Source organism: Winslowiella toletana (assembly GCF_032164335.1).
Lineage (GTDB): Bacteria > Pseudomonadota > Gammaproteobacteria > Enterobacterales > Enterobacteriaceae > Erwinia > Erwinia toletana_A.
The window spans coordinates 74,034-95,034 of sequence record NZ_CP134152.1; the positions used below are offsets into that span (position 1 = coordinate 74,034).

A 21,001-nucleotide genomic window follows, 5' to 3' on the forward strand; every position below is an offset into this window, starting at 1 on the left:
AATCATTCCGATAAGAATGCGACCAACCTGGCGCTAAAATCCGAGAGCAGAAATCCTGATGACCCTGTTAAATCGCCTTGAAATGCACAACATTTCCATCGCTTTTGGCGGTTTCGCAGCGCTGACCGCAGTGGATTTCACCCTGCAAGGGGGATCGATCCATGCGCTGACGGGTGCTAATGGTGCGGGAAAATCGACCCTGATGGCGGTGCTGTCGGGGGCATACAACCATTATCACGGCGATATTTTGCTGGATGGCCAACCGGTAGCCATCAACTCGCCGCGCGATGCGAAACAGCTGGGTATTCATCTGGTGCAGCAGGAAGTGGATGTGGCGCTGGTGCCGACGCTCAGCGTGGCGGAAAACATCATGCTGGACCGGCTGGCGGAAGGCGGGCAGCTGTATCGCTGGGGTCAGATTCGCCGGCAGGCCCGCGAACTGCTGGCGCAGCTGGAGGTGCAGATTGATGTCAGTCGTCGTATCGACCAGTGTTCACTGGCAGAAAAACAGCAAATCTTGCTGGCGCGGGCGTTATCTCACCACTGCCGCTTTCTGATCCTCGATGAACCGACTGCGCCGCTCGATCAGCATGAAAGCGAGCAGTTGTTTAGCGTGGTGCGCCGCTTGCAGCGCAACGGGATTGGCGTGGTGTTTATTTCCCACCGTATTCATGAGCTGAAAGCAATTTGTGACCAGCTCACGGTACTGCGCGATGGCCGTCTGATTGAAACCGGATCGATGCAAAATCTGAGTGGCGAACAGATCGTTGAAAAAATGCTCGGCCACCAGTTGGATGATATCTATCCGCCGCGCCGTGCCGATCTTCAGGGGAAAATCCTGCTGAGTATTGAAGGCCTGCACGACGATAAGCTGCTGCAGGATATCTCGCTGTCTTTGCGCAAAGGCGAAATCCTCGGCATTGCCGGCCTGGCCGGCGCGGGCAAAACTGAGCTGTGCAAAGCGCTGTTTGGCGCCAGCCGCAGTCGGGTGCGCCGCGGTGAACTGCACGGTAAGGCGTGGAAACCCTCTTCACCGCATGCCTCGGTTGAAAAAGGGCTGGCGCTGGTGCCGGAAGAGCGGCGCAAAGAGGGCATTTTTATTGATGAGCCGGTCAGCATGAACCTCAGCGTCAGTGCGGATAACAGTTTCTCCCGTTTCAGCTTCTTTTCCCATGGGTCGGCGCGCCGCTGGGCTGAGAACATCATTATCCGGCTTGGTATTCGTACTACCGGGCCGCAGCAGACGCTGCGCCGTTTGTCCGGCGGTAATCAGCAAAAAGTGGCGATCGGCAAATGGTTGCGTAATAACGCCGACGTGCTGATTTTTGATGAGCCAACAAAAGGCGTTGATGTTAAAGCAAAAACTGATTTATTTGTGCTGATCGACAGGCTGGCGCGCGAAGGGAAGGGGGTCATTTATGCTTCCGGAGAATTTGCCGAGCTGGTTGGCCTGTGCGATCGCATATGCGTGCTATGGGATGGCCGGATAGTCGCCGAAATGGATGCGCGTAACGTCGACGAAGAGACGCTTTTACTTTATTCCACCGGAGGAACGCCTGCGTGAGCAGCAAAGACATTTCCCTGAAGGGGTCGCCATTATGGCGTCACCAGTTTTTTGAATTTCTCTACAAGTGGGGAATGTTACTGACGGTCGTTGCGCTGATTACCGGCTTCGGCATGGCATCGGACAGCTTCCTCGATCCCAATAACATCATCAATATTTTACGCTCCATCGCCATCGTGACGGTGATTGCCATCGGCGTGTCGGTGTCGCTGACCATCGGCGGTTTCGATCTGTCGGTAGGTTCCACGGCGTCACTGGCTAACTCACTGGTGATCTCGCTGTTCGTCTGGTACGGCTTTGGCTCGACGCAGGCGATTGTTGTGACGCTGCTGCTCTGCACGCTGGTCGGTCTGTTTAACGCCTTTATGATTGTGGTGCTGAAAATTCCCGACATGCTGGCAACGCTGGCCAGTCTGTTTGTGGTGCAGGGCGTGGCGATGACCTACAGTTTTGGCGGCTCGATTACCGAAAATATGGTGCTGCCAGGCGGTGATATGGCGGAAGGCACGATTCCTGCCGGGTTTTCGCTGCTCGGCCAGGTGCCGACCATCGTCATCATTATGCTGGCGGTGACGGTGGTTGCTCAGTTGCTGCTGTCACTGACCAAACATGGGCGGCGGATGTATGCCATTGGTGGAAATCCTGAAGCGGCGCGTCTTTCCGGGATTCGTACCACCCGCTACCGTGTCGCGGCGTATGTGATTGCTTCACTGTTGGCGGGCCTCGGTGGCATTCTGCTGGCATCACGTATCGGCTCCTCTCAGGTGAACGCCGGTGGTGGCTATCTGATGGATGCGGTGGCGGCGGCGTGGATTGGCCTGTCGCTGGCTGGCTCCGGCAAGCCGAATGCGCTGGGAACCCTTCTGGGCGCGGTGATTCTCGGTGTGCTGCAAAATGGGTTGGTGATGCTTTCCGTGCCTTATTACGCGATGGACATTATTAAAGGGTTAGTGCTGGCGGTTGCGCTGGCGATCACTTATATCCAGCGCCGCTAACGCGCTGTTCACTTCAGGACAGGGACTAAAATGAAAAAATTTACCATATCACTGCTGGCTCTGAGCTTGCTGACGGCGGTTCCTGCTTTTGCCGCACAAACCCTGGCACCGGTTCCGGCGGCGATCGCTAATCATGATGGCCCGGTGCGCGTGGCGGTGATCCGTAACCTCGGTTCGGACGATAACACCACGCAGTTTGTTGCCGGAGCAATCCAGCAAGGTAAGAAGCTGGGCTTTAAGGTCAGCACTTTTCTCAGTAACGGCGACGATGCGCGCTTCCAGGATTTCGTCAATCAGGCGATTAGCCAGAAATACGACGGCATTATTCTCTCCCATGGTCGCGATCCGTATTCAACCGCGCTGGTGAAGCGCATTGCCGATGCCGGAATCAAGGTGGCGGTTTTCGACACGCCGGTAAACAGTGAAGTGCCAGGCGTGACGGTTTCTCAGCAGGATGATGCCTCGCTGGCGAATCTCTCGATTAGCCAGCTGGCGAAGGATTTCAACGGTAAGGCGAATATCGTCAAACTGTGGGTTGCGGGCTTCCCGGCAATGGAACGCCGCCAGGCCGAATTTGAAAAATTGCAGAAAACCTGGCCGGAGATTAAACAGCTGGAGTCGATTGGTGCGGTCTCTTCGGACGTGCAGGGTGATACGGCGAACAAAGTTGGCGCAATTCTGGCGAAGTATCCGAAAGGTAAAATTGACGCCATCTGGGGAACCTGGGACGCTTTCAGTCAGGGTACTTATAAAGCGCTGCAGGAGAATGGTCGTACTGAGATCAAACTGTACAGTATTGATATCTCCAACCAGGATTTGCAGCTGATGCGTCAGCCGAAAAGCCCATGGGTCAGCAGCGTGGCGGTGGACACTAAACTGATTGGCGCCGTTAATATGCGTCTGATTGCTAACAAGATTGCTGGTGAAGACACGCCTGCAACCTATGAGTTTAAAGCTGCCGCAATCCCACAATCATTGCTGAACAGCCAGCAGGGTGCGGTCAACGTCGCGACCTTAAGTAACATCATTCCGGGCTGGGGCCAGACGGATGACTTTATCGCCCCGTGGTTTGCCACCCTGGAAGCAAAGTACGCTAAGAAATAAGCAAAAAAAAGGGGTCGCATTAATGCGACCCTGATTCATTCTGCTACTTCTTTACGCTTCTGGATCAGGACAAGTTATTCCAGAACTTAAATTTATTTTTCGGCTGAAAAATGTTTACGACCGTTTTGATTAAAACGCTTTCTTGGCGAAACCGGTCATCTCTTTCAAGCCCATTTCCCGGCCCAGTGCGGTCATCGGGTGAACCACCACAATGCCGCGTACCGCTTTCTTCAGGCCACCCATATCAGCCTGCTCTTTCTTGGTGATCGGACGGCTGAACGGTAACTGCTGCAGTTTCTGTGCTTCAAGGCTGAGCTTCTGCTCACGCACACCTTTCAGACGTTCGATCTCTGCCAACAGCTTATCTTTCTCTTTCAGCAGTTCGCCGAGTTTCTCTGCATCACCTGATTCCAGCAGCGCTGGCTCTTTGTGATTCAGGGCATCAAGCTGATCGCTCAGACGTTTAATTTCTGCTTTTTCCTGCTCTTTCATGATTGTTACCTGATAAATTGACGCTATGCGGCAAAGGATACACCAAAATTCATCGGCTCGCGGCGTTACTTTTTAAAGGCTTGTTTCATACTGATGCGGGAAATCAGTTCGGTCAGGGAGAGAACCATTGTGGAGCGTACCACTTGCAGATAGCGCTGACGTTGCATGGCGCGCAGTTCGTCATCTTCGCTGATAAAGTGTGGCTGGGGGGGTAAAGCAGTGACGCAGTGCAGTTCGCCAAAAGGACCAAGGATTTCATCGTCGTTAAAGCGATATTCAGTGCTATCGTCGTTCAGCTCTTCACGCAATGCCATCAACAGTTCGCAATCTTCGTATTCGCTGCGGTTAATCACCCCAAGGCCGTAAATCAGCTTCAGGCGTACCGACAGATCGCCCAGCGGGCCATCACCTAATAACAGCGGCTCTACGGCGTATTTCACCGCATAATCGTCTTTGCGAAACACCTGAATAACCAGCATGTTGACCGCTTCTGCCAACAGTTCTACCGCGGCGATCAGAAAGCTTCTCACCGAACGACCGGCATTCAGGCGCTCAAGCACCCGATTTTCAAAAGCCCGCTTCTCTTCCATTATCGCCTGCATATCTGTCATTGCGCCTGAGGGCACAGCAGTGCTGTGCCCTTGTTGCCCTTCCAATTATTTTGCGGAGATGGCGTTATAAGCCCGCACCACTGCGGCAACAACCTCGCTATCAGCATCCAGCCCGGATACCTGTGCCAGCGTTGCTTGTGGCCCCAGCTTATCCAGCAGCGCCACCAGTTCCTGCGCCTGCGGATCCTGTTCGCTGCGGTAATGCATCGCGGCAGCAATACCGGTAACCAGATTGCTATGTGGCAGCTGATATTCCAGCGTGCCGAGAGTCGGTTTAATCAGGCGATCGCCAGCGCTCAGTTTACGCAGCGGCTGGCGGCCAACGCGCTCCACATCATCTTTCAGATACGGGTTTTCAAAGCGACCAAGGATTTTCTCGATATAGGCGGCATGTTTAGCGGCATCGAAATCATAACGTTTAATCAGAACTTCACCGCTCTCCTGCATCGCGCCTTTCACCACCTGACGCACCTTCTCATCCAGAATGGCATCACGAATGGTCTGATGCCCCGCCAGCTGACCGAGATAGGCGGTGATGGCATGGCCGGTATTGAGGGTAAACAGTTTACGTTCAACAAATGCCATCAGATTGTCAGTCAGTTCCATACCCGGAATGTTCGGCAACTCACCTTTAAACTGGGTCTTATCAACAATCCATTCGCTGAAGGTTTCAACTGTGACTTCCAACACATCGCTGCTGCCCGCTTCGGATGGCGGAACAATGCGGTCAACGGCAGAGTCGACAAAGCCGACATGCTGTTCTGTCCAGGCGTGATACTGCTGCGGCAGCGCTTTCAGTACATGCTGTTTTAGCTGGCTGGTGCCGCGCACCATATTCTCACAGGCAATAATATTTAACGGACGGACATTACCGCTATCACTGCGTTTGGCCAGTCCCTGCGCGACGCTACCTGCGATGCGCTCAAGAATCTGCGGGCCAACCGCCGTGGTAACGATATCAACCTCAGCAATCAGCGCGATAATGTCATCACTGGTGCTGTTAACCGCGCTGACGCCTTTGACTATCTCAGTCTGGGCATTCTCACCCACCACATGGACTGGATATTCGTGACGCGCATTCAGCGCATCCAGTACTGCCTGATTCACATCCGCAAAAACCAGTTCGATACCGGCGTCTGCCAGCAATTTACCAATAAAACCACGGCCAATGTTACCTGCGCCAAAATGTAGAGCTTTCATATGATTACCCATTTAAACGATCAAAGGGCCAGGCATGCCTGCCCCGAATGAAGGGGCTGGGCATGCGCAGCCCCTGGGAAAGTGTTGCCTGAGCGACTAATCAGGCCGATTTTTTACCTGACAGCAGATCCAGAACTTCCTGAACGCTGGTGGTGGCAGCCAGCTTCTCAATCACGCTTTCATCGTCCAGCGCGTTGGTCAGACTGGTAATCACCTGAATGTGTTCATTATTACGCGCGGCGATACCGATAACCAGACGCGCAATATCGTCCTCTTCTTCGCCGAAACGCACGCCTTGTGGATACTGACAGAACACCACGCCGGTTTTCAGCACGCGATCTTTCGCTTCAACAGTACCGTGCGGCACCGCAATCGACTCACCAAGATAAGTTGGGGTTAATTTCTCACGGTCCAGCATCGCCTGTACATATTCCGGCTCAACATAACCGCCTTTTACCAACTGCTCACCGGCAAAGCGAATTGCCTGCTCTTTTTCTGTCGCCTGCAGACCGAGGAAAATATTACCTTCGCTCAGTTTGAACAGATGATCCTGACCTTCGTCGAAGCTGTCATTCAGCGTGCTCATCACTTTTTCACGATGGTCAGCGGAACGGTTGGCATCAACCAGACGCGTGGTCAAATCATTATACAGACCGCTGTCGAGGAAGTTGGTCAGAGAAATATGCTGCGCATGAGGCGCCTGGCGCATCGCTCGCTCAGTCAGGTCGCGGTGAGTAATCACCAGATCGACATCGCCCGGCAGGCTATTAATGGCGCTGTTGGACACTGAAATATTGCTCAGACCCGCATCGCTGACTTTCTTACGCAGTACACCGGCACCCATGGCGCTGGAACCCATACCGGCGTCGCAGGCAACGATGATTTTACGCACGTGGCTCAGGTCGCTGTTCAGACCATCCGCTGCGGTAACCGCGGCTCCGCTCTGGCCTTTAGACTGCGCTTTCATATCCTGCACGCGGCGTGCAGCCGCTTCGATATCGTCATCTTCTTTGATTTTGCTGGTTTTCAGCAGAATCGCGGAGACCACGAAAGAGACGGCAAAGGCTGCTGCAATCGCCGCGATGTTGGCGAAGTAGGCACCTTTTGGCGTCATTGCGAGGATAGCCAGGATAGAGCCTGGTGAAGCCGGGGAAACCAGACCGCCGTTCAGCACGGTCAGGGTAAATACGCCGGTCATACCACCGAGGATTACGGCGATGATCAGACGCGGGTTCATCAGCACATACGGGAAGTAAATCTCGTGAATACCGCCGAAGAAGTGAATGATAGCCGCACCGCCCGCAGACTGTTTGGCATTACCGCGACCAAAGAACATATACGCCATCAGTACGCCCAAACCTGGGCCTGGGTTAGCTTCGATCAGGAAGAAAATCGATTTACCCGCTTCGCTGGCCTGCTGAATACCCAGTGGCGAGAAGATACCGTGGTTAATTGCATTGTTGAGGAACAGGATTTTCGCTGGCTCAACAAAGATGGAAGTCAGTGGCAGCAGATTGTTCTGCACCATCAGGTTTACACCTGCGGCGAGGATATGTGACAAGCCCTGAACCAGTGGACCGATTGCCAGAAACGCCAGAATTGCCAACAACATACCGATAATACCGGCAGAGAAGTTGTTAACCAGCATTTCAAAGCCACTTTTGATTTTGCCGTCAACCACGCGGTCAAAAGTTTTGATGACCCAGCCGCCCAGCGGGCCGGCAATCATCGCGCCGAGGAACATTGGCATATCGGCACCGACAATCACACCCATGGTAGTGATCGCACCGACCACGCCACCGCGGTCTCCACCAACCAGACGCCCACCCGTATAACCGATCAGCAGCGGCAGCAGATAAGTAATCATTGGGGCAACCAGCTTGGCCAGGGTTTCGTTTGGCAACCAGCCGGTCGGAATAAACAGCGCAGTGATGATACCCCAGGCGATAAACGCCCCGATATTCGGCATCACCATATTGCTCAGAAAGCGACCAAAGCTCTGAACTTTGATCTTAATATCTGATGAGGACATAAAACACACCCCTTATTGTTACGCGCTGATAAATAAGAGAGCGCGTTGATTTTTGTATGAGACATTCCGGCGGGGAGCCGACGACACCATTACTGTATGCAGGCGGACTCTAACACGCCAATATGACGCTGCGTAGTCAGGGGAAAAAATGTGATATTCATCACGCTAAGTGAGGGGGTTAAGAGGTATTTTTAGTGATGCAGATCACATAAATAAGCTGTAAAAAAAGGACGCTGATGAATAATTAGACTGAGATAGTGGATAAATGTGACTTGAATCACGAAAAGTTGCTGAGGGTTTGTGACTAAATTGTGACTGACATCACAATTTATTTTTAGCCTGAAATGCGTACCATCACACAATACCCTGCTGATAAATTTGCCAGCGAGAATAATGTAAGAAAGTTACGGCAATCCTTTTCCTTTATAAGAATAGAACTGCCGCATAATCAGAATTTACCGCTTACTGAAAACCACCCTGAACGGCACTTTTCGCCTGCTCCAGCGCCGGTGTTTTCGACGACAAATTACTCATAATGGTATTGTACTGCGCGGCCTGCTCACGGGTGGCAAACTGCACGCCATTATTATTAAAGGTGACGCTGGTGCCCTGTTGCTGCAGGAAATCGCCAGCCTGTAACACGTCCTGGCTCAGCGACTGCAGTGCAGGTAATAAAGGAATCAGTGAATTAGCCGGCTGAGTGACCACTTTAGTAAAGACGCTGTCATAGACCGCTTTTAAATCTTCTGGCTGTTTCAGCGTGGCTTTACTGCTGTCTGCCTGGCTTTTTGCACTCTGGATCTGTTGCGCCAGCACATTAAGCGAGCCACTGGCCTGTCGTAAGCTATTGCGGCGCGTCAGGTAATCCTGCGGTACGCGAATCGTCAGCAGCTCATCCACCACTGGTTTCAACCCGTTATCTACCGCTTTATTCACCTGCTGCGAGAAGCCATAAATAATGGCGTAATCACTGGCGTAGTTACCCATTTTCTGTTTCTGATCTTCGCTTAACGCGGGCAGATGTTCGCCGCTGCGCATCACGGTGTTTTGTAGAAAATCGATAAAGGCTTTACGTTGATCCGGCTCTTTATCACCGCAGCCGGTCAGTTGAAAGACGATAAACAGTGCCGCCAGTGGCACCCATACGCGGGCCCAGACACGGGAGATTCCTGCCGCCATAAATAAACTCCTGTCTTTGAAAAGGGTTAACTACCTGATAACGCTTAGCAACATTTCGAGCCTCAAGGATAGTCTAATGTGCCTGCGCTGAATACCCTTACAATGGGCTTTCTACTGCGGCAGAATGCGGTTTTCCGCAAAAAAACAAATCAGAACGCATAAAATTTAAGGCTAATAAGAATCTGTGAGGATGCTATGATTAAAGAGGAATAATTTATTTTTCTTTATCAGCTTTATTTATAATCTGGTAGCGTAATATCAAATAACTCATGGAATGAGTATTATGACATTAGTAAAAGGCCAGTCGCGACCACTTACCACAGGTGAAATATCATTAGCTCGATCAGTATTTTGTCATGGGATTGATTACAGTCGGGTAGAAATTCATCATGGCAGTTACTTTCCGTTTGATCTGCAAAGTGAACAGGTGGCAATGGCACCGAACGGTAGTATTTACTTTATGACAGAGCTTTATAGAGATGACTTATTTCACGAGGATCCTCGTGGAAAACATCTTTTTATCCATGAAATGGCTCATGTCTGGCAATATCAAATGGGTATGAATGTCAGAATGCGTGGATTGGTTAGCGCAATAGTCTCATATAAGTATAGTTTACCACACTATAAAACTCTGCGTGATTATAGTCTGGAGCAACAAGCCTCGATTATTGCTGACTATTACTATATTATGCAATTCGGTTTGAATGGTTTTGAACAGCGTAAAAATTTTATTGGAATTATTGGGCCTAATTTGATGCAGCTTTATGAAAGTACTCTGGTCTACTTTCTTGAAGATGCTAAAGAGGTTCGAAGTATACGATGAAATACTATATTCGAACTTTATTTACGGTGTCAGCAACAGTATTATTAAGTTCTTGTCTTTTTCATCGTCAAATGTCCTGGTTGATGGAGGTTGAAATAGTTAATAATGCTCCTTGCTTTCTGATACCTGCAGACGTTAAAACACGTAATCATCACATGTCAAACAATGGATTGATGATATCTAAATGGGTTGATGGAAGTTACCAAACGATATGGACGGCACAGATAATGGGCAGGAAGAACCACGTTTCTGTTATTCCTGGAAAGTGCTTAGTCAACGATTTTGATGACTGGCAGGAAGGGCAATATACAATTGATACCGGTATTTGGTTTGATAGTGAAACAGATCAGCGGCTTTATTATGCTGAATTTTCCTTGATTCGCGACCCTCAAACACAGCAACTGAAACTAAGCGATCAGCGGCGGATAAAATAATCTGCGGGGGCCAGCACTCACCCCCTTAACAGATCTAAAACACCACTGCCTGTCCATCCTTACGACTTTCCGTCGCGGCAATATAGAATCCTTGTGGATCGCGCACGATCGCCTGCGCACCACCAAAATTATAACTTTGCAGCGGATCTTCCAGCACGATCTTGTGGCCCATCGTGCGTAAAGTTGCCAGCGTATTGCGATCGATTGATGGCTCAACAATCACTTCACGGCCTGACACCACTCGCCAGCGCGGTGCATCAATCGCGGCCTGCGGATTTTGCTTATGAAGCATAATGCGCAGCACCAGTTGCAGATGACCCTGTGCCTGCATTGGCCCGCCCATTACGCCAAAAGACATTAATGGCTGCCCGTCACCGCCCAGCGCAAAGGCCGGAATAATGGTGGTAAATGCGCGCTTGTTGCCCGCCACCACGTTGGGATGCTGCTTATCCAGCACAAAGTCTGCACCGCGATTTTGCAGGCTGATACCGGTTCCGGGTATCCAGAACGCATAAAATTTAAGGCTAATAAGAATCTGTGAGGATGCTCTGATTAAAGAGGAATACTTTATTTTTCTTTATCAGCTTTATTTATAATCTGGTAGCGTAATATCAAATAACTCAAGGAATGAGTATTATGACTTCAGAAAAAGGCCAGTCGCGACCACGTACATACAGCAGCTTTATCAAAGTACATTGCTGTACTTTCTTGAAAATCCTAAAGACAGCAGGTGCATAAGATGAAACTTATTTTTAGAACACTCCAATCATTAATAGTGATCTTACTATTAAGTGGGTGTTTTTACTTCCAACGGCCATGGTCTTATCCAATAACAGTAAAACTTATAAATGCTTTTCCCTGTTTCACAATCCCTGGTGACCGTGCGATAAGGCAACATAATCTAATGCATAATGGCTTTATGTTGCAAAAAGTAGTTAATGGAAAATATGAATTAGTTTGGGCAACCCAAGGCAAACCTGATAATGTCAGCCTGCCTGTAAAGATCAATGAATGTCTGCTAGTGGAATTTGATAACTGGCAGGCGGGAAAATATGCTCTTTCAACCGGAGTATGGTTCGATGATGGGATAGATAAAAGATATTATCGTGTTAAATTTTCCCTGATTCGCGACCCTCAAACACAGCAACTAAAACTAAGCGATTAACGGCGAGTAAAAATTTTAGGGGGCCAGCACTCACCCCCTTAACAGATCTAAAACACCACTGCCTGTCCATCCTTACGACTTTCCGTCGCGGCAATATAGAATCCTTGTGGATCGCGCACGATCGCCTGCGCACCACCAAAATTATAACTTTGCAGCGGATCTTCCAGCACGATCTTGTGGCCCATCGCGCGTAAAGTTGCCAGCGTATTGCGATCGATTGATGGCTCAACAATCACTTCACGGCCTGACACCACTCGCCAGCGCGGTGCATCAATCGCGGCCTGCGGATTTTGCTTATGAAGCATAATGCGCAGCACCAGTTGCAGATGACCCTGTGCCTGCATTGGCCCGCCCATTACGCCAAAAGACATTAATGGCTGCCCGTCACCGCCCAGCGCAAAGGCCGGAATAATGGTGGTAAATGCGCGCTTGTTGCCCGCCACCACGTTGGGATGCTGCTTATCCAGCACAAAGCCTGCACCGCGATTTTGCAGGCTGATACCGGTTCCGGGTACTACCACGCCGGAGCCAAACCCCATGTAGTTCGACTGAATAAATGACACCATCATGCCGTCGGCATCGGCAGTGGTGAGATAGACGGTGCCGCTTTGTGTTGGCGCACCGAAGGTAAAATCACCCGCTTTTTTTGCATCAATCAGCGCCGCACGGGTTTTTAAATATTCATCACTCAGCAAATGCCCGGCTGGAAATACCATATGATCTTCATCAGCGATATAGCGCTCCAGATCGACCAGCGCCAGTTTCATCGCTTCAATCGACAGGTGCAGCCATTCAGCGGAATCAGGTTGATAGCGGCCAATATCCCAGTGCTCAAGAATGCCGAGTGCAATCAGCGTCGCGATGCCCTGACCGTTAGGTGGCAGCTCATAAACTGAACCGTCAGCAAACGGACGTGACAGCAGCTCTACCCAATCAGCCTGATGGTTTTTCAGATCGTCGAGGCTCAGTGCAGCGTGATGCTCGCGGGCAAAAGCAGCGATCTTTTCCGCCAGTTCGCCACGATAGAAAGCCTCGCCGTTAGTCGCGGCGATTTTTTCCAGCGTGTCGGCCTGGTCAGGGTTGCGGAATAGCTCGCCAGCACGCGGCGCGCGCCCCAGTGGAGCGAAACAGTCGCTAAAGCCAGGCTGATCGCCCAGCTTATGATAGCCGCGCTGCCACAGTTCAGCGATCAGCGGCGAGACCGGAAAGCCGTGGCGCGCGTAGTCGATTGCCGGCTGGGCGAGGGTGGTCAGTGGCAAAGTAGCAAACCGCTCTGCCAGTTCAACCCACGCAGAAACTGCGCCTGGTACGGTGACCGCATCCCAGCCCGTCTCTGGCATTGCTGCTAAATGGGCGAAATCCTCGTGTTTCCAGGCAGCAGGGGAGCGGCCAGAGGCGTTCAGTGCATGTAATTGCTTACCATCCCAGACAATGGCAAAGGCATCGCTGCCAATACCGTTGCCGGTCGGTTCAACCACGGTCAACGCAATGGCGGTAGCAATCGCCGCATCGACCGCGTTTCCGCCCTGTTGCAGCATACGCAGCCCCGCTTGTGCGGCCAGTGGCTGCGAGGTGGCCACTGCGTTATGTCCCATCATTGGCGCACGCCACGAGGGATATCCGACGTTAAAATCACTCTCTCCACTCATCACTGTTCCTTAAGGATTAATCGCTGCACAAATCGCTAACATTCGGTGCTACAACGACTTTTGTTAAATGAGACCAGAGCCTCATAAAGCAGGATTAAAATATAGTCAAAAAAGGGGGCGCAAAACTTTTTCCTTCAACTAATACTTACCGTTCTGGTGAATTTCTGTGCTGACCTGACGTCTTTTTCAGCTGCTGCTTGCCAGTCTTGAGCGCCACAGTTTTTTGGCACTCTTTCTCTGTTCTGGTCATGTCATTTCATTGCGAGTTGTAAGGAGTTCTCGATGGAAAATAAAGATCCAATGTTTGAATTGTTGAGTAGCCTTGAACAAATTGTGTTGGCTCGTGGAGTGGTTAACGTTGCCCCTGCTTTGCAGGCCCAACCTGTTGTGATGCCAGAACCGCAGCGACTGCGAGAGATTACCGGTATGCAGGTTGATGAATTTGCCCGGGTAATGGGCGTAAGTATCTCTTCAGTGAAAAGCTGGGAGGCGAAGCGCACCAGACCCTCAGGTTCGGCGCAGAAGCTGATGCAGTTGCTCCATTCGAATCCAACCCTTGGTCGACAATTGTTAGACTGAGTTGATGTAAAAACCCGCCCACTGGCGGGTTTATTATTTCTGCGGTGACAATGCGGGCAGATTAGATTTGGGTATTTTTCATTATTCGTCTTGTCGAAGCTGATTCTCGTTTATTTTTTACCTGCCACACTGACCCCCCAAGTCACCCCCCAAGTCACCCCCCAAGTCACCCCCCAAGTCAGAGTGCTTTGAAAGAACTGGCAGATAAGCTGTTCTGCTAACAAAAACCGCATCACCACTAAACGTAGCGCGCCGCCTGTCGGGTAAACCAGTCAGCCGGAATATTGTACGGCGGCTCGCTCAGTTGCCTGATGCCTTGCTCAATAATCACCGAGGCTTGCTGCCACAACTCGCGATTACCCTCTTTAAGCAGATCAATCTGCACCCGCTTTTCCACCAGATAAATCCGTGCGAAGCTGGCATCGTAATGAATAATCGAGCGGGTGTTGTCGATGATGTCAGCCAGTTTAATGGTTTGCGCATCGGGGCTGGCTTCAGCCGTGTGGCGAAAATGCGCCGCTTTGCGCATCGCGCGGTTTTTCGCCTGTGGCTGTTCGCCATCGGTAAGCATTGCGACCAGCTTAGCCACCTCATCGCCAAAATGACTTTCAATATCATTCAGCGTGGTGGCGGTATCTTCAACTGTGTCATGTAACCATGCCGCCGTCAGCATCGCTTCGTCGTCCGTCACACTGCGTACCAGTTCCACCACCGCCGCCGGATGAACAATATACGGTTCGTCAGTATATTTACGCCGTTGTCCGGCCTCGGCATGCGCTTTTGTGGCGTAGCGCCGCGCCTTTTCTTCCAGAGTTTGCATGCCATTGTCTCCCCAAGTAAAAAAGTTGCTTGCAATTATATAGCGCACTATCTATATTTTATTCCATGACATTACAACAAAATGTCAAAAAAGAGCCGGACGCGCCACTGTTGCTTGATTGGCCCTCTTGCTCAGGCCGGAATCAGCTATGCTGATGGTTGATAGTTATAGTGATTTTCAATATAAATCGCTCGCGATTTAATAGTGTATATAGATGCCCCTGAGGGCGAATCCCTGACAATAAGGAATACTGTTTATGTCATTAGAAAAAGTCGTCTATCGTGCAAAAGCTAAAGCAACCGGCGGTCGTGATGGTCGTGCAACCTCTTCCGACGGCGTGCTGGACGTAAAACTGGGCGTGCCAAAAGAGATGGGCGGGGCCGGTGGCGAGGCGACAAACCCTGAGCAGCTGTTTGCTGCCGGTTACTCTGCATGCTTCCTGGGTGCAATGAAGTTTGTTGCCGGACGCGACAAAATTGCGATGCCTAAAGACGCGTTTATCGAAGGTGAAGTGGGTATTGGCCCTTTGCCAACCGGTTTTGGTATTGAAGCGCAGCTGAATATTCACCTGCCAGGTATGGACGAAGCTGAAGCTCAGAAGCTGGTCGATGCCGCGCATATCGTTTGCCCGTACTCTAATGCCACGCGCAACAATATTGATGTGACGCTGAATATCATTAACTAAGCTTCCCGGGCGGCAACCCTGCCGCCTCTGTTTTATCCCGCCGACTTGTCCAAAACGCGCCTTTCCCGTTACAAATTTAATTTTCCCTGAACAATAGCGCTAAATATGTTTAACTACGCGGCGATTTCAGCGAAAACGTCAGACATTTCGCTTAAGAATCATCTTGATCATGATTTCAGAACGTCTAATTGCCCTTATTCCCGAACTCTGGCGCGACAACAGGGTCTGATTAGCGTTTAGAGTTTACTTCGTTACGCCGGGAAAAAAGGTCGAATGAATTTTATAAAATCGTTAACGCAACAGAAGTTATCCATTCTGCTTGCCCTCTATATTGGTATCTTGCTGAATCTCCCCGTCTTTTATCGACGTTTTGATCCTTTACTGACCCACTCTTCTTTGAAAAGCTGGCTGTCTGCCACCGCTGAAGTCGTTGCTATTGTTTTACTGACCTTCTTTCTGATGCGCATATTATCGCTCGGCGGGAAAATCTTTTATCGCATTGTCGCCAGCTTAATGGTGCTTATTTCCGTAGCGGCCAGCTACTACATGGCGTTTTTCAACGTGGTGATTGGCTACGGCATTGTGGCGTCGGTAATGACTACCGATATTGATCTGTCTAAAGAAGCGGTAGGGTTCCAGTTTGTCATCTGGATGGTGGTGGTCAGTGCACTTCCGCTGCTGATGATTTGGCGTAACAAGTTAAGCCTGACGCTGCTTGAGCAGCTAAAAACCCCCGGGCATCGCATCAGACCCCTGATCGTTATGGTGATCTCGCTGGCACTGGTCTATCTGCCGATTCGCTACTTTGATCAGGCACAGTCAAAACAAGAGAAAATCACCAATGTCGATCTGCCAAGCTATGGCGGCGTGGTGGCGCACTCTTATCTGCCGTCCAACTGGCTTGCCGCGCTGGGTTTATTTGCATATACCCGTGCTGATGAGTCAATGAACGATCAGGACTTACTGGATCCGGCGCAGGAGTTTACTTATGTGGCCCCTGCCGGTCTTGATGATACCTATGTGGTATTTGTGATTGGTGAAACCACGCGCTGGGACCATATGGGAATTCTTGGTTACGAGCGTGATACCACGCCAAATCTCTCTAAAGAGAAGAACCTGGTGGCGTTCCGTGGCGAATCCTGTGATACCGCGACTAAACTCTCGCTGCGCTGCATGTTTGTCCGTGAAGGCGGGACGATGGATAATCCCGGCCGTACGCTGAAAGAGCAGAACGTGTTTGCGGTGCTGAAAGCGCTGGGCTTCAGTTCTGAGCTGTTCGCGATGCAGAGCGAAGTCTGGTTTTACAACAATACCGATGCGGATAACTACGCTTTCCGTGAGCAAATTGGCTCAGAGAAGCGCAATCAGGGCAAAGCAGTGGATGATATGCTGCTGGTGCCGGAGCTGAAAGCCTCCGTTGACCGTCATCCGAACGGTAAGCACCTGGTGGTGCTGCATACTAAAGGTTCGCATTACCTCTATTCTCAGCGCTATCCGCGTGAGTTTGCCCGCTATCAGCCGGAGTGTATGGGAGTTGATGATTTCTGCAGCAAAGATCAGCTGATTAATGCCTTTGATAACTCGGTACTCTACACCGATACCGTATTACACAGCGTGTTTGATCAGCTGCGCGATAAAAAGGCCATTGTCTTCTACGCATCGGATCATGGTGAATCCATCGACGAGAATATGCATCTGCACGGCACGCCGCGTGAAATGGCCCCACCAGAGCAGTTCCGGGTGCCAATGATTATCTGGGCGTCGGATAAATATCTGGCTGATGCAGACAATAAGAGCGCCTTTGAGCGGCTGCAGGCGCAACAGCGTCTGGGGAAAACCCATCGCCATGTTGAGTTGTACGATACCATTCTGGGCTGCTTAGGTTACACCTCTCCGGATGGGGGTATTAACCCGGCAAATAACTGGTGTCAGGCTCCGGCGAAGAGTGGGCAGGAAAATCCCTGATCCTGCTTTTAAAGGAAGCACTTAGCTTACGTTCGCACGCTTTCCAGGCAATCGGTAAGCATTTTTCAAAAAGTCATTGACGCTATCAGGGGGTAGCAGTAACATGCGCCCCCATCGGCGAGTAGCGCAGCTTGGTAGCGCAACTGGTTTGGGACCAGTGGGTCGGAGGTTCGAATCCTCTCTCGCCGACCATCTTCAGAACCCCAGTCAGCAATGACTGGGGTTTTTTGCTTTTTGCATCCGCCATTTTCTTTGTTATCTCTTCAGTAATCTGACCAGCTTAACCTTTCTCTGCCGCTGTTTTATTCGACGTAAAACACTTCTCTGCATTCTGATAGCTGTGATTTGCCTTAAACCCTTGCACCGTACGGGCTGAGCGCTTAATTCGCGACACGTTCTTCTTATGACCGATTCCCGCTTGTTGACCATTTCTTATGCCACAATGCCAGCATATTTAGCTGCTTTGGTGCTGGATAACAAAATTTATCGAGCAGTTATTCAGCGTTTAACGACAATTTTTATTTGTTTTTTAGTGGTGTAAATCGCTGGTAAATTTTTGTTACACGCGATCATTGTCTGGTTATTGGTGGCTGTAGAGTGTTTTTTAACTGTAATTGTTAGCAGGAAGTTTTTTTTATGTTTGCTTGCTGTTTCTCACACTCTGTGTAAATACCTGATAGTTGTATTGACGTTGGTTGCAACTGTTGACAAATTGATGCCTCAGTGAAGTGGAAGTAAGCGGATTCGTCTGATGGATTCCACGGAGTCAGACGTAAATAAAACTGCTTTTAACCGAAATTCTTCATTGATCTCCTGACCACATTAAAAAAACACAGGTCGGGCGTAACGCACACAACAACACATCACAATTGGAGCATAAGCATGAGTATTTCCTTGGCTAAATCAGGGATGCTGAAGGTTGGTCTGAGCCTGATCGCTATGACCGTTGCCGCAGGTGTCCAGGCGAAAACCCTCGTCTACTGTTCAGAAGGCTCACCTGAGGGCTTTAACCCGCAGTTATTCACCTCCGGCACTACCTACGACGCCAGTTCTCGTCAGATTTATAACCGTCTGGTTGAATTTAAAATTGGTACGACCGAAATTCAGCCGGCGCTGGCTGAAAAATGGGACGTCAGTGAAGATGGCAAAACCTATACATTCCACCTGCGTAAAGGTGTGAAATGGCACACGACCAAAGACTTCAAGCCAACCCGCGATTTTAATGCCGACGACGTTATCTTTACCTTTGAGCGTCAGCTGGATAAAAACAACAAGTATCACGGCGTTTCCGGCGGCAGCTACGAATACTTCGAAGGCATGGATATGCCTAATCTGATCAGCAAAGTTGAGAAAGTAGACGATAACACCGTGCGCTTTGTGCTGACCCGTCCTGAAGCACCGTTCCTCGCTGACCTGGGGATGGATTTTGCCTCCGTGCTGTCTGCCGAATATGCCGATAACATGCTGAAAGCCGGCACCCCGGAAAAAGTGGACCTGAACCCGGTAGGGACTGGCCCATTCCAGCTGCTGCAGTACCAGAAAGATTCACGCATTTTGTATAAAGCTAACGCCGATTACTGGGGCACCAAGCCGAAGATTGATCGCTTAGTGTTCTCTATCACGCCAGACGCGTCCGTGCGTTACGCGAAAATGCAGAAAGGCGAATGCCAGGTGATGCCGTACCCGAATCCGGCAGATATCGCGCGCATGAAGCAGGATAAAAACATCAACCTGATGGAGCAGCCTGGCCTGAACGTCGGCTATCTGTCATTTAACGTTGAGAAAAAACCGCTGGATAATCTGAAAGTGCGTCAGGCGCTGACCATGGCGGTAAATAAGAAAGCCATCATCGAAGCGGTTTATCAGGGTGCAGGCCAGTCGGCTAAAAACCTGATCCCACCAACCATGTGGGGCTACAACGATGAAGTGCAGGATTACCCATACGATGTGGAAAAAGCCAAAGCTCTGCTGAAAGAAGCGGGCATGGCAGATGGCTTCAGCATCGATCTGTGGGCGATGCCGGTACAACGCCCTTATAACCCGAACGCGCGCCGTATGGCTGAGATGATTCAGGCTGACTGGGCGAAAATCGGCGTGAAAGCCAAAATCGTAACCTACGAGTGGGGCGAGTATCTGAAGCGTGCCAAAGCCGGTGAGCATCAGACGGTTATGATGGGCTGGACCGGTGATAACGGGGATCCGGATAACTTCTTCGCGACCCTGTTCAGCTGCGCAGCGGCGAAAGATGGTTCTAACTATTCGCGCTGGTGTTACAAGCCGTTTGAAGATCAGATTCAGCCTGCCCGTGCAACTGAAGATCACGAAAAACGTATCTCTTACTACAAGCAAGCTCAGGTTGTGATGCACGACCAGGCGCCTGCTCTGATTATCGCGCATTCTACTGTCTATGAGCCAGTCAGTAAGAAAGTCAGTGGTTATGTCGTCGATCCATTAGGCGGCCACTACTTCGTCAACGTCGATATCGCAGAGTAAGTCGTTATACCCTGCAGGGCCAGCCTGGCTGGCCCTTTTCCCGGATGAATAAACTGGTCAAGGCGCGAGCTGGCTCCTGTGAGAGTCAGAGCGTCGCGGTGAGCGCTGTCTGGTTTACCGCAAGATGTGAGCAATTATAATCCCGTCGGCTACGCGCTGCGGGAAAATACAGAGATTACGGATTATGCTGCAGTTCATACTCCGACGTTTGGGTTTGGTTATCCCAACGTTTATTGGTATCACCCTGTTAACTTTCGCTTTCGTTCACCTGATTCCGGGCGACCCGGTAATGATTATGGCCGGTGAACGTGGCATCTCTCCTGAACGTCATGCCCAGTTACTGGCCCAGTTGGGGCTGGACCAGCCGATGTGGAAGCAGTACCTCACCTACATTAATGGTGTGTTGCATGGCGATCTGGGTATCTCCCTGAAAAGCCGCATCCCGGTATGGGACGAATTTGTACCGCGCTTTAAAGCCACGCTGGAGCTGGGCATCTGCGCGATGCTGTTTGCAATTGCGGTAGGCATTCCGGTTGGCGTGCTGGCGGCAGTAAAACGCGGGTCAATCTTTGATCATACCGCTGTTGGGATCTCCCTGACCGGTTACTCAATGCCAATCTTCTGGTGGGGCATGATGATGATCATGCTGGTGTCGGTGCAGCTTAACCTGACGCCGGTCTCCGGGCGCATCGGCGATACGGTGTTCCTTGACGATACCATGCCGCTGACCGGTTTTATGCTGATTGATACGCTGATTTGGGGCGAGCCAGGCAACTTCCATGATGCCGTGATGCATATGATTCTGCCTGCGGTAGTGCTGGGCACCATACCGCTGGCGGTAATTGTGCGTATGACGCGTTCATCAATGCTGGAAGTGCTGGGCGAGGATTACATCCGTACTGCTCGCGCTAAAGGGCTGACGCGCATGCGGGTGATTGTGGTGCATGCGCTACGTAATGCGATGTTACCGGTGGTCACCGTGATCGGTCTGCAAGTCGGCACGTTGCTGGCAGGTGCGATCCTCACCGAAACCATTTTCTCCTGGCCGGGACTGGGCCGCTGGCTGATCGATGCTTTACAGCGTCGTGACTATCCGGTGGTTCAGGGCGGCGTCCTGCTGGTTGCTACCTTGATTATCCTGGTAAACCTGCTGGTCGACCTGCTGTATGGCGTGGTTAACCCACGTATCCGACATAAAAAATAAGGGGGCC

18 protein-coding genes, 1 tRNA gene and 1 pseudogene are annotated in these 21,001 nt (G+C 50.8%); 12 read left to right on the forward strand and 8 right to left on the reverse strand.

Annotated elements, in window-relative coordinates:
• The first annotated feature begins 58 nt into the window (after nt 1-58).
• The 3 genes from RIN69_RS00340 to RIN69_RS00350 are packed head-to-tail and all read left to right on the forward strand — an operon-like array spanning nt 59 to nt 3,663.
• Nucleotides 59-1,564, forward strand: a complete 1,506-nt coding sequence (locus RIN69_RS00340; RefSeq protein WP_313854799.1) for a sugar ABC transporter ATP-binding protein — start codon at nt 59-61, stop codon at nt 1,562-1,564.
• Nucleotides 1,561-2,559 (forward strand): ABC transporter permease, encoded by a 999-nt coding sequence (locus RIN69_RS00345; protein WP_313854800.1) that lies wholly within the window; start codon nt 1,561-1,563, stop codon nt 2,557-2,559. Before RIN69_RS00340 ends, RIN69_RS00345 begins: the two co-directional genes overlap by 4 nt.
• A gap of 30 nt (nt 2,560-2,589) precedes the next feature.
• The gene (locus tag RIN69_RS00350) at nt 2,590-3,663 is read left to right on the forward strand and encodes a sugar ABC transporter substrate-binding protein (RefSeq protein ID WP_313854802.1); all 1,074 of its coding nucleotides are present in this window, start codon (nt 2,590-2,592) and stop codon (nt 3,661-3,663) included.
• A 129-nt stretch (nt 3,664-3,792) separates the two neighbouring features.
• Here the strand turns inward: RIN69_RS00350 and RIN69_RS00355 are convergent, their stop codons facing one another.
• The 5 genes from RIN69_RS00355 to RIN69_RS00375 form a co-directional block, all read right to left on the reverse strand.
• Nucleotides 3,793-4,155, reverse strand: a complete 363-nt coding sequence (locus tag RIN69_RS00355; RefSeq protein ID WP_313854804.1) for a YibL family ribosome-associated protein — start codon at nt 4,153-4,155, stop codon at nt 3,793-3,795.
• Between the two features lie 65 nt (nt 4,156-4,220).
• Complete coding sequence (gene mtlR, locus RIN69_RS00360) at nt 4,221-4,766, reverse strand: mannitol operon repressor MtlR (protein WP_313854805.1); 546 nt, start codon at nt 4,764-4,766, stop codon at nt 4,221-4,223.
• Between the two features lie 45 nt (nt 4,767-4,811).
• The gene (gene mtlD, locus RIN69_RS00365) at nt 4,812-5,966 is read right to left on the reverse strand and encodes a mannitol-1-phosphate 5-dehydrogenase (protein WP_313854806.1); all 1,155 of its coding nucleotides are present in this window, start codon (nt 5,964-5,966) and stop codon (nt 4,812-4,814) included.
• Between the two features lie 100 nt (nt 5,967-6,066).
• Nucleotides 6,067-7,998, reverse strand: coding sequence for a PTS mannitol transporter subunit IICBA (locus RIN69_RS00370; protein ID WP_313854807.1), 1,932 nt, complete (start codon nt 7,996-7,998; stop codon nt 6,067-6,069).
• Between the two features lie 462 nt (nt 7,999-8,460).
• Nucleotides 8,461-9,177 carry a DUF3053 domain-containing protein gene (locus tag RIN69_RS00375; RefSeq protein ID WP_313854808.1) on the reverse strand — a complete coding sequence of 239 codons (717 nt, stop codon included), beginning with the start codon at nt 9,175-9,177 and terminating at the stop codon, nt 8,461-8,463.
• 283 nt (nt 9,178-9,460) lie between these two features.
• Here RIN69_RS00375 and RIN69_RS00380 point away from each other — a divergent pair, with 283 nt between their 5' ends.
• Both RIN69_RS00380 and RIN69_RS00385 read left to right on the forward strand, forming a co-directional pair.
• Nucleotides 9,461-10,000: a hypothetical protein gene (locus RIN69_RS00380; RefSeq protein WP_313854810.1), complete on the forward strand. Its 540-nt coding sequence runs from the start codon at nt 9,461-9,463 to the stop codon at nt 9,998-10,000.
• The gene (locus RIN69_RS00385) at nt 9,997-10,434 is read left to right on the forward strand and encodes a putative T6SS immunity periplasmic lipoprotein (RefSeq protein ID WP_313854811.1); all 438 of its coding nucleotides are present in this window, start codon (nt 9,997-9,999) and stop codon (nt 10,432-10,434) included. Before RIN69_RS00380 ends, RIN69_RS00385 begins: the two co-directional genes overlap by 4 nt.
• Before the next feature lie 34 nt (nt 10,435-10,468).
• Here the strand turns inward: RIN69_RS00385 and RIN69_RS00390 are convergent.
• Nucleotides 10,469-10,936: pseudogene (locus RIN69_RS00390) on the reverse strand (gamma-glutamyltransferase); the annotation flags it as partial.
• A gap of 237 nt (nt 10,937-11,173) precedes the next feature.
• Here RIN69_RS00390 and RIN69_RS00395 point away from each other — a divergent pair.
• Entirely contained in the window at nt 11,174-11,599 is a 426-nt protein-coding gene (locus RIN69_RS00395; protein WP_313854813.1) for a putative T6SS immunity periplasmic lipoprotein, read from the forward strand.
• Between the two features lie 47 nt (nt 11,600-11,646).
• Here RIN69_RS00395 and RIN69_RS00400 read toward each other — a convergent pair whose 3' ends face one another.
• Nucleotides 11,647-13,248, reverse strand: a complete 1,602-nt coding sequence (locus tag RIN69_RS00400; protein ID WP_313854814.1) for a gamma-glutamyltransferase family protein — start codon at nt 13,246-13,248, stop codon at nt 11,647-11,649.
• 282 nt (nt 13,249-13,530) lie between these two features.
• On the opposite strand from RIN69_RS00400, the gene RIN69_RS00405 reads away from it, so the two are divergent.
• The gene (locus tag RIN69_RS00405) at nt 13,531-13,827 is read left to right on the forward strand and encodes an HTH-type transcriptional regulator (RefSeq protein ID WP_313854815.1); all 297 of its coding nucleotides are present in this window, start codon (nt 13,531-13,533) and stop codon (nt 13,825-13,827) included.
• Between the two features lie 238 nt (nt 13,828-14,065).
• Here RIN69_RS00405 and RIN69_RS00410 read toward each other — a convergent pair whose 3' ends face one another.
• Nucleotides 14,066-14,647: an HD domain-containing protein gene (locus RIN69_RS00410; protein ID WP_313854816.1), complete on the reverse strand. Its 582-nt coding sequence runs from the start codon at nt 14,645-14,647 to the stop codon at nt 14,066-14,068.
• Nucleotides 14,648-14,903: 256 nt separating this feature from the next.
• Here RIN69_RS00410 and RIN69_RS00415 point away from each other — a divergent pair, with 256 nt between their 5' ends.
• The 5 genes from RIN69_RS00415 to dppB all read left to right on the forward strand — a co-directional run bounded on the left by RIN69_RS00415 (nt 14,904) and on the right by dppB (nt 20,994).
• On the forward strand, nt 14,904-15,332 hold the full coding sequence (locus RIN69_RS00415) for an organic hydroperoxide resistance protein (protein WP_313854817.1): 429 nt from the start codon (nt 14,904-14,906) through the stop codon (nt 15,330-15,332).
• Nucleotides 15,333-15,605: 273 nt separating this feature from the next.
• The gene (gene eptB, locus RIN69_RS00420; protein WP_313854819.1) at nt 15,606-17,297 is read left to right on the forward strand and encodes a kdo(2)-lipid A phosphoethanolamine 7''-transferase; all 1,692 of its coding nucleotides are present in this window, start codon (nt 15,606-15,608) and stop codon (nt 17,295-17,297) included.
• A gap of 115 nt (nt 17,298-17,412) precedes the next feature.
• Nucleotides 17,413-17,489 (forward strand) — tRNA-Pro (locus tag RIN69_RS00425).
• A gap of 690 nt (nt 17,490-18,179) precedes the next feature.
• Nucleotides 18,180-19,790, forward strand: a complete 1,611-nt coding sequence (gene dppA, locus RIN69_RS00430; RefSeq protein WP_313854820.1) for a dipeptide ABC transporter periplasmic-binding protein DppA — start codon at nt 18,180-18,182, stop codon at nt 19,788-19,790.
• A gap of 184 nt (nt 19,791-19,974) precedes the next feature.
• Nucleotides 19,975-20,994 carry a dipeptide ABC transporter permease DppB gene (gene dppB / locus RIN69_RS00435; protein WP_313854821.1) on the forward strand — a complete coding sequence of 340 codons (1,020 nt, stop codon included), beginning with the start codon at nt 19,975-19,977 and terminating at the stop codon, nt 20,992-20,994.
• Nucleotides 20,995-21,001: the final 7 nt, after the last annotated feature.